This is a genomic window from Halopseudomonas oceani (genome assembly GCF_963677335.1).
Lineage (GTDB): Bacteria > Pseudomonadota > Gammaproteobacteria > Pseudomonadales > Pseudomonadaceae > Halopseudomonas > Halopseudomonas oceani.
This window is the reverse complement of the sequence record NZ_OY781932.1, coordinates 2,700,290-2,713,066: the sequence shown is the minus strand read 5'-3', so window position 1 is coordinate 2,713,066 and position 12,777 is coordinate 2,700,290. Positions and strand designations below refer to the sequence as shown.

Sequence of the window (12,777 nt, the reverse complement as noted above, 5' to 3'; positions counted from 1 at the left end):
CTCAGTCGACCAGTTCAGCGCGCTCGATGATCACGTCCTCGGCCGGTACATCCTGATGACCGGCGCGGGAGGTGGTCCGCACGGCCTTGATCTTCTCGACCACGTCCATGCCATCGGTAACCTGACCGAATACCGCGTAACCCCAGCCGTGCATGGTGGGGGCGGAGAAATTCAGGAAATCGTTGTCGGCAACGTTGATGAAGAACTGCGCGCTGGCGGAGTGCGGGTCCGGCGTACGGGCCATGGCGACGGTGCCGACCTTGTTGGCGACGCCGTTGTCGGCTTCATTCTTGATCGGATCACGGGTGTCTTTTTGCTGCATGCCGGGCTCAAAACCGCCGCCCTGAATCATGAAGTTGCTGATCACGCGGTGGAAAATAGTGCCGTCGTAGTGGCCATCGCGAACATATTGCTTGAAGTTCTCGACAGTCACCGGCGCTTTGTCGGCAAACAGTTCCAGGGTGATAACGCCATAGTTGGTGTGCAGTTTGACCATCGGGTATTCCTCGGGCAGTCGAACAGGTTGGGTGTGATGCTGCCTGCATTGCTGCATTCAGGCACCTGCGAGTTTCGGGTATGATACGGGTTTTGGTCATGATGGCCTAGGGAAGCGCGACTATTGCGATAGTCCGGCTCCCGAGTAATCCCTGATGCCGAGCGCATCACCTGAGCGAGTTTTGCCGACCTTATGAACAAACCCGACGCCACGCCCCCAAGCCACTTTCTGCGCCAGATCGTCCAGGCTGATCTGGACAGCGGCAAGCACAGCAACATCGTTACCCGCTTTCCGCCGGAGCCGAACGGTTACCTGCACATCGGTCACGCCAAGTCGATCTGTCTCAACTTTGGTCTGGCCAGGGAATTTGGCGGCGTTTGCCACCTGCGCTTTGACGACACCAACCCGGCCAAGGAAGAGCAGGAATACATCGATGCGATCAAGACCGACGTTGAATGGCTTGGCTTTCAGTGGGGCGGCGGCGTGCGCTATGCCTCCGATTACTTCGATCAGCTTCACGCCTGGGCCATCGAACTGATCAAGGCTGGCAAGGCCTATGTCTGTGAGCTGACGCCCGAGCAGGCGCGTGAATACCGCGGTAATCTGACCGAGCCGGGCAAGAACAGCCCGTTCCGTGAGCGCAGCGTTGAAGAAAACCTGGATCAATTCCAGCGCATGACCGCCGGCGAGTTCGCTGACGGCGCCAAGGTACTGCGCGCCAAAATCGACATGGCCGCGCCGAACATGAACCTGCGCGATCCGATTCTGTATCGCATTCGCCACGCCCATCACCACCAGACCGGTGACAAGTGGTGTGTGTATCCAAGTTATGACTTTACCCATGGTCAGTCCGACGCCATCGAGGGCATTACCCACTCGATCTGCACCCTGGAGTTTGAAGATCACCGCCCGCTGTACGAGTGGTTTCTGGACAATCTGCCGGTGCCTGCACATCCGCGCCAGTACGAATTTGCTCGCCTGAACCTGAACTACACTGTCACCAGCAAGCGCAAACTCAAGCAACTGGTAGACGAGAAGCACGTGGATGGTTGGGACGACCCGCGTATGTCTACCCTGAGTGCCTTCCGTCGCCGCGGCTACACGCCGGCAGCCATTCGCGAGTTCTGCGAGCGCATTGGCGTGACCCGCTCTGACGGCGTGGTCGACATGGGCGTTCTCGAGTTCTGTATTCGTGACGACCTGGATGCCAACGCGCCGCGTGCCATGTGCGTGCTCAAGCCGCTGAAAGTGACCATCACCAACTACCCCGAAGGTCAGACCGAAGAGCTGCGTCTGCCGCGTCATCCCAAACAGGATATAGGCGAGCGCGTGCTGCCGTTCGAGCGCGAGATCTATATCGACCGTGAGGACTACATGGTCGATCCGCCCAAGGGCTACAAGCGTCTGGTGCCGGGTGGCGAAGTGCGTCTGCGTGGCAGCTACGTGATTCGCGCTGACGAAGCGGTAACAGATGCTGACGGGAACATCGTCGAGCTGCTGTGCAGCTACGATCCGGATACCCTCGGCAAGAACCCGGAAGGTCGCAAGGTCAAAGGCGTTATCCACTGGGTGCCTGCGAGCAGCAGCATTGAGTGCGAAGTGCGCTTGTATGATCGGCTGTTCAACGCGGCAAATCCGGACAAGGGCGAAGAGGGCACCACCTTCCTCGACAATATCAATCCGGATTCCCTGCAGGTCCTGACGGGCTGCCGTGCCGAGCCGTCGTTGGCTGACGCCACGCTGGACGACCGTTTCCAGTTCGAGCGTGAGGGCTACTTCTGCGTCGATTCACGTGATTCCAGACCCGATGCAATGGTCTTCAACCGCACCGTCACCCTGCGTGACTCCTGGGGGGGCTGATGGCGCTCGCACTCTACAACACCCTGACCAAGACCAAGGAGCCGTTCAAGCCGCTGGTCGACAATCAGGTGCGCATGTATGTCTGCGGTATGACCGTGTATGACTTCTGCCATATCGGTCACGCCCGTGTGATGGTGGCCTTTGACGTGGTCGCACGCTGGTTTCGCCACCGCGGCTATGACCTCACCTACGTGCGCAATATCACGGATATCGACGACAAGATCATCAAGCGCGCAAATGAAAACGGCGAGACCTTTCAGCAACTGACCGAGCGCATGATTGCGGCAATGCATGAAGACGAAGCCCGTCTGAACGTACTGCGCCCGGATCAGGAGCCGCGTGCCAGTCAGCACATCGACGGCATGTTCGCCATGATTCAGACGCTGATCGACAAGGGCTATGCCTACGCACCGGGTAACGGCGACGTTTATTACCGCGTCGGTAAGTTCGAAGGTTACGGCAAGCTGTCGCGCCGCAAGATCGAAGACCTGAAGATCGGCGCGCGCATCGAGGTAGACGAAGCCAAGCAGGACCCGCTCGACTTTGTTCTGTGGAAAGCCGCCAAGCCGGGTGAGCCGAGCTGGAGCTCGCCCTGGGGCGAAGGACGTCCGGGCTGGCACATCGAATGCTCGGTCATGTCGACCTGCTGCCTGGGCAACACCTTTGATATCCACGGCGGTGGCCCGGATCTGGTGTTCCCGCACCACGAGAACGAAATCGCCCAGAGCGAAGCGGCGACCGGCGAGCTGTACGCCGCCGCCTGGATGCACGCGGGCGCGGTGCGTGTCGACGGCGAGAAGATGTCCAAGAGTCTGGGCAACTTTTTCACCATTCGCGAGGTGCTGGAAAAGTATCATCCTGAAGTGGTTCGCTATCTGCTGGTCTCCAGCCACTACCGCAGCGCCATCAACTACTCCGAAGACAACCTCAAGGAAGCCAAGGGCGCACTGGAGCGGTTCTATAACGCACTCAAAGGCCTGCCCGACGCGGTGCCTGCCGGTGGTGACGCCTTCGCTGAGCGTTTTGCTGCGGCGATGGACGACGACTTCAATACCCCGGAAGCCTGCGCCGTACTGTTTGAAATGGTGCGTGAGGTCAACCGCCTGAAAGAATCTGATGCGGAAGCTGCGGCCGCCTTGGCTGCACATTTGCGTCAGTTGGCCGAAGTGCTGGGCGTGCTGCAGCTGGAGCCTGAAGCCTTCCTGCAGGCTGGCGCTGCCGGTAAGGTTGACGCCGCCGAGGTTGAAGCGCTGATTGCAGCGCGTCTGCAGGCCCGTGCCGACAAGAACTGGGGGGAGTCTGATCGTATCCGCGACCAGTTGACCGCCATGGGCGTCGTACTTGAAGACGGCAAGGGTGGTACCACTTGGCGGCTGGCTGAGTGATGCCGCATGACATGACGGATCTCCGGGGCCGCGTGGCCCTGGTCACCGGCGCCGGCAGTGCCGACGGTATCGGCTTCGCCATCGCAAGAATGTTTCATGCCGCAGGTGCAACGGTTGTATTGACCTCAACGACCAATCGCATTTTTCAGCGGCAGAACGAACTGGACCCGGATCGGTTGCGCAGCTTGGCGGTGGTGGCTGATCTGACCCACCCGGAGCAGGCCGCCGAGCTGGTCGATCAGGTTATCGAGCAATTCGGGCGGATCGATGTGCTGGTCAACAATGCCGGTATGTCCCAGTCGGGTATTGAAGCGCCGATTGGCGACCTGTTTCACCGTATGGCGTTTGAGCACTGGCAGCGCGAGATTGACCTCAACCTCAATACCTGTGTGCATGTCAGTCAGCCGGTGCTAACACACATGCTGGCTGCCGGTTTTGGTCGGGTGATCAATATTGCTTCGGTGACCGGTCCGCTGGTGACCTTCCCGGGCACGGCTGGGTACAGTGCTGCCAAATCAGCGATGGTCGGGCTGACCCGTTCCATCGCCCACGAAGTGGCTGGGCAGGGGATTACAGTCAATGCCATTGCACCCGGCTGGATTCACACCCCATCGAGTTTGCCTGCTGAACTCGAAGCAGGGCGGCATACGCCGATCGGACGGCCGGGACGGCCAGACGAGGTGGCGCGCGTGGCGCTGTTTCTGGCCAGCGAGGGTTGTAGCTACATGACTGGCCAGATGCTGGTAGTGGACGGCGGTAACTCGCTGCAGGAGATCAAGGGCTGACCTGACCCGGGGGGCATCCCGGGTCAGGTCAGTACGTCGTTACGACCAGATGTCCCGGTCAATCTTGTGTTCCAGTTCCGGATAATCTGTTGCCTTGAAGTGCGGCACTAGGCCTTCCTTGCGCTGGGCAAGGTAATCCTTGGTCAGCTTGGCGACGGTGCCGGACAGCAGCACGATACCAATCAGGTTGATGGTCGCCATCAGCCCCATTGAGGCATCGGCCGCATTGAAGACCGTGCCGACCGCCTGATAGGCACCCCAGACGACCATCGCCAATGCGGCGCAGCGTAGCGACAGCATACCCAGCTTGCCGCCGAGCCCCAGATAGACCATCGCGTTTTCCGCATACGAGTAGTTCGCGACGATAGAGGTGAAGGCGAAGAACAGGATCGCGAACGCGATGAAATAGCGACCGGCATCACCGATATGCGTTTCCAGCGCGAGCTGGGTCAGCTGGGTACCGGTCACGCCGTTGCCCGGTTCAAGTACACCTGAAAGCAGGATCATCACCGCCGTAGCGGTACAGATCACCAGTGTGTCGATAAATACCCCGGTGGCCTGCACAAAGCCCTGGGATGAGGGGTGGTGGGGCGTAGGTGTGGCCGTCGCTGCGACATTAGGCGCGGACCCCATCCCGGCTTCGTTGGAAAACAGGCCGCGCTTGATGCCATTGAGCATGGCGGCGGTTACCGAGCCAGCGACGCCGCCGGCCGCTTCTTCCAGACCAAAGGCGCTTTTGACGATGGTCGCCAGCACCCCCGGCACCTCGGAATAATTCATCGCCAGCACCACCAGTGCCATCAGTACGTAGGCCGCAGCCATAAAAGGAACAACAAACTCGGCAAAGCGAGCAATCGATCGCAAGCCACCGAAGATGACCAGCCCGGCGACTGCGGCAATGGCGACACCGACAACCAGTTTGTTGAACCCAAAGGCACCCTCCATAGCGTCGGCTATGGAGTTGGCCTGAACGGCGTTGAATACCAAACCAAATGAAATGATCAGGCAGATAGAAAAGATACTCCCCGCCCACGGCGCCTTTAGCCCCTTGGCCAGGTAAAAGGCCGGGCCACCTCGGTACTGGCCCTGGCCGTCTCGTACCTTGTAAAGCTGGGCTAACGTGCTCTCGGCATAGGCGGTTGCCATACCAACCAAAGCAACCATCCACATCCAGAAGATAGCGCCAGCTCCGCCCAGATACAGCGCGACGGCCACACCGGCGATGTTGCCGGTACCGACACGCGACGCAAGGCTGGTGCATAGTGCCTGAAAGGGCGAAATACCTGACTTGTCACTTTCCCGCGAGCCCAGCATCGAGCGAATCATTTCGCCAAAGTGCAGAAATTGCAGCGCGCCCAGGCGGATGGTAAAGAACACGCCCACAGCCAGCAGGCCGTAGATCAGGATGTATCCCCAGAAGACAGTATTTAGAGCGTCTATCACCGCGTTCATAGCGTTCCCCCATGGTTATTGGTATCGGCGTTGAAACAGATTGTTACGGGTAACTGTAGTGGCTCAGCCGCCTGTCGCCAGTCCTGGTCAGTTGAAAATATGCATTGTCAATTCGCCTGAATAGGTCGAAGATGCCTTAATCACATCAATGTCCACGCAAAACAGATAACAACAGCGCAGCGCATTAAGAGGTGAGTCATGACCGCAGCAACCCCAGACGACCTGGCTATCCATCCTCGTCGTATCGACTTCGAGTTGCCGAACCCGTTGCCAAAGCACTGGCACGGCGGTGACCCGTTCAAGAGCCATTTCTTCAATTCAATGTCGATCCTGTTTCCGGACGGTGAGCGCTTTTTCATCGATTCGGTACGTTACTTTCGTGATCGTGTCGAAGACCCGAGGCAGCGTGAGCTGATCAAGGGCTTCATCGGTCAGGAAGGGCATCACAGCCGCGAACACATCGAATACAACCGCCTGCTTGAAGAACAGGGTTATGACGTCAAGGCTCTAACGGAACCCGTTCGTCAACGTATTCGTTTTGCCAACAAACACTTCACGCCAGAGCGCCGTCTGGCAAATACCGTGGCAATGGAACATTTCACCGCCATCATGGCTGATGCGGTGTTGCGCGAAATGCGCTGGTTTGACGGGGCTATCGAACCCATGCGTCAGGTGTGGCGTTGGCACGCACTGGAGGAGACCGAACACAAGGCGGTCGCCTTTGATCTATACATGCAAGTGTGTGGAGACCGTGCGCAGCTACGCAGGGCAATGCGGCTATCGACCTTCTTCTTTCTGCGCGATGTTACCCGCGGAGTCTGGCACATGATGAAGCGTGACGGTCGGCTCAGTGATGTGGGCACCTGGTACCGAGGCATACGCTGGCTCTGGGGGCGGACCGGCTTCTTTTCGGGACTTTGGGGCGCCTATCGTGACTTTTATCGTGACGATTTTCATCCCTGGCAGCACGACAATCAAAGGCTGATGCAAGCGGTTCAGCAGGAGTTTGACTCGATCAATATGCTTGGAACAAAGTCCTGAATCGTCTCGGAAGTGATGCGCTTTCTGTTGCAAGTTGTTGTATCCTTCGCGCGTTCTGTTTCCAGGAGTGACCATGGCTATCAGTTTGTATGTTGCAAAAGAGACCCGGCGCCACGAAAAGCGTGTGGCGTTGGTTCCCGCAGTTGTTGCCAAGTTGCAGAAACTCGGCATCGAGCCCTGCGTTGAACCCGGAGCCGGTCTGGCGGCCCGAATTCCCGATAACGATTTCACTCAGGCGGGCGCTGCTGTCGCGCCGGCACCAGCCGAGACCCGGCTGTTCTTCCGAGTGCAGGCCCCGTCGTTGGAAGACATTCAGGAAATGCCGGAAGGCTCCATCCTGTGCTGCTTCATTTACGCCCAACGCGAGCCCGAAATCGTAAAAGCGCTGCGTGACAAACGTATCACCTGTTTTGCGATGGAGCTGATTCCCCGTATTACCCGGGCTCAGGCAATGGATGCGCTATCGTCTCAGGCCGCATTGGCTGGCTACTACGCGGCATTGATGGCGGGTACCCACCTGCATCGCATCCTGCCGATGATGACCACCGCTGTGGGTTCCCTGCGTCCGGCCAAGATTCTGGTCATGGGGGCCGGTGTTGCCGGTCTGCAGGCACTGGCGACTGCCAAGCGTCTTGGTGCAATGATCGAAGGCTACGACGTACGTCCTGAAGTACGCGAACAGGTGCAGTCGGTTGGCGGCAAGTTCGTCGATACCGGCGTATCGGCAGTAGGCGAGGGCGGTTATGCCCGCGAGCTGACTGCTGAAGAGCAGAAGCAGGTCAATGATGTGCTGACACGTCATGTGCAGCAAGCTGATGCCATCATCACCACGGCTTCTATCCCGGGCAAGCCGAGCCCCAAGATTCTGACCGAAGAGCAGATCATGGGCATGAAGAGCGGCTCGGTGATCATCGATCTGGCCGCAGAAGGTGGTGGCAACACGCCGCTGACCCAGCCCGGCGATACTGTTGAAGTCGGTCCGGCGACCATCGTTGCGCCGCTGAACATCGCCAGTCACCTGGCTGAGCACGCCTCCGAACTCTATTCCCGCAACCTGTTGGCTCTGGTTGGCCTGATGGTCAAGGAAGGCGAGCTGTCGCTGGATTGGGAAGATGAGGTGCTGGCTCGCTCGGTACTGACCCACGACGGTGAAATTCGCAATGAGGCAGCGCGCACCGCTGTCGAACAGCTGGCCTGAGGACGGTTTGATGGAAATGACAACTACCATTACAGGCTTTGTTGCCCTGTATATCTTTTTGCTGGCCGCATTTACCGGCTATGAAATCATCGGCCGCGTTCCGGCCATTCTGCACACCCCGCTGATGTCGGGCTCTAACTTCATTCACGGTATCGTGGTTGTTGGCGCGATGTGGGCGCTGCTGAATGCCGGTTCCACGCTGGAGCAGGTGATCGGTTTTGTTGGTGTTCTGCTGGGCGCGGGTAACGCTGCGGGTGGTTATGTAGTCACCGAGCGCATGCTTGAAATGTTCAAGCCGACCAACAAAGCATCCGGTGCGGACAAGGAGTAAGTAGACCATGTTCAGTTCTTTTTTGATTGACGCGGCCTACTTTGTCGCAGCATTTCTATTCCTTTATGGCCTCAAGCGCATGGCCAGCCCGGTTACCGCTCGGTCCGGTATTGTTGTTGCCGGTGGTGGTATGGTGCTGGCCGTTGCTGCCGCGTTTCTGTACGGCTTTGATGTCAGCGCACGCGCCGAACCGCACCTGACTACCAACCTGGTCCTGCTGGTTATCGCGTTGGCACTGGGTATTGGTTGGGCGTGGATCAGCGGCAAGCGCGTCGCCATGACCGACATGCCGCAGATGGTCGCGCTGTATAACGGCATGGGCGGTGGTGCTGCTGCTGCGATCGCCGCCACTGAGTTGCTGTCGGGCAATGCGCTGGCCCATGGTCCCGTGGTAACCATACTGGCGATTCTTGGCGGCCTGATCGGCGCGGTTGCGCTTTCTGGCTCGCTGATCGCATGGGCGAAGCTCGATGGCCGGATGAATAAGACCTGGCGTTTGTCCAAGCATCAATACGTCAACGCCTCACTGCTGGGTGCTGCGCTGTTCGTCGGTGCGGTGGTTACCGTGATGGCTATCGTCGGCGCAGAAGAGACTCCGGTTCTGCTGATTCTGGTGTTCTTTGCCGTTGCTCTGGCGTTGGGTGTACTCCTGACTACGCCAATCGGCGGTGCGGATATGCCGGTTGTGATCTCGCTGTACAACGCCTTCACCGGCCTGGCGGTTGCGTTCGAGGGTTTCGTGCTGCAGAACCCGGCGATGATCATCGCGGGTACCGTAGTCGGCTCTGCCGGTACGCTGTTGACGCTGATGATGGCCAAGGCGATGAACCGCCATGTCAGCAACATTATCTTCAGCGACTTCGGTGGTGAGGACGACGGCTCTGACGGCGAAATTCAGGGCACCATGAAGTCGTGTGATGCATCCGATGCGGCGATCTCGATGTTCTACGCCAACAAGGTTGTCATCGTTCCGGGCTATGGTCTGGCGGTCGCTCAGGCGCAGCACAAGCTGTACGAATTCGTCAAACTGCTGCAAAAGCAGGGTGTGGAAGTCAGCTTCGCGATTCACCCGGTTGCCGGTCGTATGCCGGGTCATATGAACGTGCTGTTGGCCGAGGCTGGCGTACCGTACGACATCATTTATGACCTGGAAGACATCAACGAAGAGTTTGCACAGGCCGATGTCGCCATCGTTCTGGGTGCCAACGACGTGGTCAACCCAGCAGCACGTACCCGCAAGTCCAGCCCGATCTACGGTATGCCGATCTTGAATGTCGATCAGGCGCGTCAGGCCTATGTGGTCAAGCGTGGTCAAGGCAAGGGCTACTCCGGTGTCGAGAACGAGCTGTTCTTCCTCGACAACACCTCGATGGTGTACGGCGATGCCCAGAAGGTCATGGTGCAGATGATCGAAGCGGTTAAATCGCTCGGTTAATCGGTCCCTCTGCGGCAAGCAAAGCCCCCTGTTCTCACGAACAGGGGGCTTTTTTTTGTATTTGTTCACGGACTGTAGGGGTGAACCGACAAGAAATGTTCCTAACGCGGTTTACCGAATGCTCCGGTGGTGGAGTGTGCACTCGGGGTTCGTCCCGTTTACGCGGGCGAGTAGCACAGGGTTGGCAGGAAAAAGGACGGCAGCCTGTTTGAGGCTCGAAGAGCCGAGTTCTGCCGGCCCCTGCCAAGTCGAGCAACACAGCGAACCCGAAGGGCCGCGTAGCCGGGTGCCCGGGGGGATCGCCAAGGGGGGCTGGGCAAGCAGCCCCCCCTTGGCTCGCCGTGAAGGCGAAATACTGACTCAGCAACTGCGCGTGCGTGCAACGGCAAACCGGGCCCAGATATTCGGCGAAGACCCTTTTTTGCGTCTGCGCGCGGAGTATGCTGATCTATCTTGTTATACCAATGTTCAGGAGGCAGGAATGAAACGAACGCTGACAACGCTGGTGTTGAGCGGTCTAGCCGGTATGGTGCAGGCGGATATGACGGTGCAGACAATGGCCTACGAAATCGACGGCCAGCCCTATGAAGGGCTGCTGGTGTTTGATGATGCCGTCACCACGCCCCGCCCTGGGGTTCTGATGGTGCCGAACTGGATGGGTGTGACCGACGCCGCCGCAGAGAAGGCCGCAGAAGTCGCCGGTTCCGACTATGTGGTTTTTGTTGCCGACATGTATGGTCGTGACATTCGGCCAGCCAATGCAGACGAGGCCGCCGCAGCGGCGACAACTGTGCGTAGCGATCGTCCGATGATGCGAGCGCGGGTTAATGCCGCACTGGATGTGTTGCGCGCGCAGCAGGGGGCAGTTCCGCTGGATGCGGATAATCTTGTGGCCATCGGCTTCTGTTTTGGCGGCGGAACGGTGCTCGAACTTGCACGCTCGGGTACGGATATTCGCGGTGTGGTGTCTTTCCACGGCAACCTGGATACGCCCGACCCGAACGATGCCAAGGCCATCCGCATGCCGGTTCTGGTGTTGCATGGCGCAGATGACCCGTTCGTGCCGGACGATCAGGTGGCAGATTTCACCGCAGAGATGCGTGCGGGCAATGTTGACTGGCAATTGATCAGCTACGGTGGAGCGGTGCATTCGTTTACCGACCCCTACGCGGCGATGCCGGGCAAGGCTGAGTACAACCCGGTGGTAGCCAAGCGTTCGTTCATGGCAATGCGTCAGTTCTTTACCGAGATCATGGATTGAGCGGTGGGCGCTCGCCAACGCCGCAATGAACGATCATCAAATAAGCAGCGGCACTTTCGCGTCATCGACAACAGTGATGGTGACTCCTTAGTCACCCCGCAGCCGCTCTGGCTGGCATAATGCAGACAGGTCACCCGTCGGGTGGGCGTAATAAAAAGAACAATCAACAATATGGAGATGGGTATGTCGCAACCTGAACAACCTGGTTGGCGCTGGGGGCCGTTTACCTTTCGCTTGCCGTTTTATCACTCCAAGCTGTGCTGGCCCGAGTTCTTTCAAGGTCTGCTGATTGCCGCTGCAACCGGCCTTTCACTGGTACCGCTGATGACCGGCTTCTTCGGTCTGAGCTTCGAAGAGGCCGTCGCTGTCTCCCTGATTCACTCGATTCTGATTACCTCGTCCATCATCGTCTTTGGCGAGCCCTATGCGCCGGGCTGGATTACACCGGCGTTGCCGCTGGTGCTGGCTTTTGTGCTCGGAGGCTACGAGACCCCGGATGAGCGCTTTCAGGCAATGACAGCGCTGTCTCTGGACTTTGCCCTATTGCTATTCCTGTTGGGGGTGACCGGTCTGGGCAAACGGTTCATGCTTTGGCTGCCAGACACACTGAAAGCCGGGATCATTCTTGGCGCTGCCATTGCCGCGCTCAAGCGCGTGCTGGTCGACGACGCAGACCGTTTCCTGCTACAGCAGCCAGTGGCAACGACCATCGCCTGCGCGGTCTGCCTGATCTTTGCCTTCAGCCTGCCGATGGCCAAGTTGAAAGAGAAATATCGCTTCTTCGCTCTGCTCGGCGCGCTGGGCCTGCTGCCAGGCTTTGTGCTGGCCGGCATCATCGGGCCGATGGTTGGCGAGGTGACCTACGATATTCAGTGGGGCATTCTGATTCCCCCGCTTGGCGACGCTTGGGCCAAGGTCTCGCCCTTTGCTATTGGCTGGCCGAGTATGGATATGTTCATTCAAGGCATGCCTTTGGCGCTTATCACTTACGTGATTCTGTTTGGTGACCTGGTTACCGGTAACGAAGTGATTCGTGAGGGGCTGCAAAGTCGTCAGGACGAACATATTGATATCAACCCCACGCGCTCACACATCTCGCTGGCGATTCGCAATGCGCTGATGGGCATCAGTGCGCCGTTTTTCCCAACCCAGGGCGCACTCTGGACGGGCGTGCACGTGATCATCATGCAGCGCTGGAAGCAGGGCAAGGAAGCGATGGACAGCCTGCACAGCGGCTTGGCCTCCTATTATCTAATGGGGCTGCCGATTCTGTTCTTCCTGTTGCCGTTGCTGACTGGCCTCAAGCCGCTGCTGGGGATCGCGCTGTCGTTGACCCTCGTGCTGACCGGCTTTGCCTGTGCCTATATCGCCATGGCTATTCCGAAGAACAACACGTCCCGCGGTGCAGTCGTGCTCATCGGTGCGGCGTTGGCCTTCTTCGAGCCGTGGATCGGTCTGCTGATCGGCATTGCAACCACGTTGCTGCTGGTCGGCTGGGATCGTAACCCGGACCCGATTCCACACGAGGACTGA

At 58.6% G+C, this 12,777-nt stretch carries 11 protein-coding genes; 9 read left to right on the top strand and 2 right to left on the bottom strand.

Annotation, left to right across the window (positions count from 1 at the left end):
* Position 1: 1 nt before the first annotated feature.
* Entirely contained in the window at positions 2–496 is a 495-nt protein-coding gene (locus tag ACKPCU_RS12755) for a peptidylprolyl isomerase (RefSeq protein ID WP_321347196.1), read from the bottom strand.
* Positions 497–688: 192 nt separating this feature from the next.
* On the opposite strand from ACKPCU_RS12755, the gene ACKPCU_RS12750 reads away from it, so the two are divergent.
* From ACKPCU_RS12750 to ACKPCU_RS12740, 3 genes are read left to right on the top strand one after another with little or no spacing between them, the layout of a single operon-like run.
* Positions 689–2,356: a glutamine--tRNA ligase/YqeY domain fusion protein gene (locus tag ACKPCU_RS12750; RefSeq protein ID WP_321347194.1), complete on the top strand. Its 1,668-nt coding sequence runs from the start codon at positions 689–691 to the stop codon at positions 2,354–2,356.
* Positions 2,356–3,741, top strand: a complete 1,386-nt coding sequence (gene cysS, locus ACKPCU_RS12745) for a cysteine--tRNA ligase (protein ID WP_321347192.1) — start codon at positions 2,356–2,358, stop codon at positions 3,739–3,741. The genes ACKPCU_RS12750 and cysS overlap by 1 nt, the downstream gene beginning before the upstream one ends.
* A gap of 11 nt (positions 3,742–3,752) precedes the next feature.
* Positions 3,753–4,526 carry an SDR family NAD(P)-dependent oxidoreductase gene (locus ACKPCU_RS12740; RefSeq protein WP_104738433.1) on the top strand — a complete coding sequence of 258 codons (774 nt, stop codon included), beginning with the start codon at positions 3,753–3,755 and terminating at the stop codon, positions 4,524–4,526.
* A gap of 39 nt (positions 4,527–4,565) precedes the next feature.
* Here ACKPCU_RS12740 and ACKPCU_RS12735 read toward each other — a convergent pair whose 3' ends face one another.
* On the bottom strand, positions 4,566–5,978 hold the full coding sequence (locus tag ACKPCU_RS12735) for an alanine/glycine:cation symporter family protein (RefSeq protein WP_321347188.1): 1,413 nt from the start codon (positions 5,976–5,978) through the stop codon (positions 4,566–4,568).
* Between the two features lie 198 nt (positions 5,979–6,176).
* Between ACKPCU_RS12735 and ACKPCU_RS12730 the strand changes: the two genes are divergently transcribed.
* The 6 genes from ACKPCU_RS12730 (at position 6,177) to ACKPCU_RS12705 (ending at position 12,777) form a co-directional block, all read left to right on the top strand.
* On the top strand, positions 6,177–7,019 hold the full coding sequence (locus ACKPCU_RS12730) for a metal-dependent hydrolase (RefSeq protein ID WP_321347186.1): 843 nt from the start codon (positions 6,177–6,179) through the stop codon (positions 7,017–7,019).
* A gap of 73 nt (positions 7,020–7,092) precedes the next feature.
* Positions 7,093–8,217 carry an NAD(P) transhydrogenase subunit alpha gene (locus tag ACKPCU_RS12725; protein ID WP_104738387.1) on the top strand — a complete coding sequence of 375 codons (1,125 nt, stop codon included), beginning with the start codon at positions 7,093–7,095 and terminating at the stop codon, positions 8,215–8,217.
* Positions 8,218–8,227: 10 nt separating this feature from the next.
* Positions 8,228–8,548, top strand: coding sequence for an NAD(P) transhydrogenase subunit alpha part 2 (locus ACKPCU_RS12720; RefSeq protein ID WP_172409641.1), 321 nt, complete (start codon positions 8,228–8,230; stop codon positions 8,546–8,548).
* A 7-nt stretch (positions 8,549–8,555) separates the two neighbouring features.
* Complete coding sequence (locus ACKPCU_RS12715) at positions 8,556–9,983, top strand: NAD(P)(+) transhydrogenase (Re/Si-specific) subunit beta (protein ID WP_321347181.1); 1,428 nt, start codon at positions 8,556–8,558, stop codon at positions 9,981–9,983.
* A 481-nt stretch (positions 9,984–10,464) separates the two neighbouring features.
* Positions 10,465–11,244 (top strand): dienelactone hydrolase family protein, encoded by a 780-nt coding sequence (locus ACKPCU_RS12710; protein WP_321347179.1) that lies wholly within the window; start codon positions 10,465–10,467, stop codon positions 11,242–11,244.
* Positions 11,245–11,427: 183 nt separating this feature from the next.
* Positions 11,428–12,777: a hypothetical protein gene (locus ACKPCU_RS12705; protein ID WP_104738384.1), complete on the top strand. Its 1,350-nt coding sequence runs from the start codon at positions 11,428–11,430 to the stop codon at positions 12,775–12,777.

Bases quoted from the DNA above. Each gene is read 5' to 3' on its own strand.
- ACKPCU_RS12755 (WP_321347196.1), bottom strand. From the start codon at position 496: ATGGTCAAACTGCACACCAACTATGGCGTTATCACCCTGGAACTGTTT.
- ACKPCU_RS12750 (WP_321347194.1), top strand. From the start codon at position 689: ATGAACAAACCCGACGCCACGCCCCCAAGCCACTTTCTGCGCCAGATC.
- cysS (WP_321347192.1), top strand. From the start codon at position 2,356: ATGGCGCTCGCACTCTACAACACCCTGACCAAGACCAAGGAGCCGTTC.
- ACKPCU_RS12740 (WP_104738433.1), top strand. From the start codon at position 3,753: ATGACGGATCTCCGGGGCCGCGTGGCCCTGGTCACCGGCGCCGGCAGT.
- ACKPCU_RS12735 (WP_321347188.1), bottom strand. From the start codon at position 5,978: ATGAACGCGGTGATAGACGCTCTAAATACTGTCTTCTGGGGATACATC.
- ACKPCU_RS12730 (WP_321347186.1), top strand. From the start codon at position 6,177: ATGACCGCAGCAACCCCAGACGACCTGGCTATCCATCCTCGTCGTATC.
- ACKPCU_RS12725 (WP_104738387.1), top strand. From the start codon at position 7,093: ATGGCTATCAGTTTGTATGTTGCAAAAGAGACCCGGCGCCACGAAAAG.
- ACKPCU_RS12720 (WP_172409641.1), top strand. From the start codon at position 8,228: ATGGAAATGACAACTACCATTACAGGCTTTGTTGCCCTGTATATCTTT.
- ACKPCU_RS12715 (WP_321347181.1), top strand. From the start codon at position 8,556: ATGTTCAGTTCTTTTTTGATTGACGCGGCCTACTTTGTCGCAGCATTT.
- ACKPCU_RS12710 (WP_321347179.1), top strand. From the start codon at position 10,465: ATGAAACGAACGCTGACAACGCTGGTGTTGAGCGGTCTAGCCGGTATG.
- ACKPCU_RS12705 (WP_104738384.1), top strand. From the start codon at position 11,428: ATGTCGCAACCTGAACAACCTGGTTGGCGCTGGGGGCCGTTTACCTTT.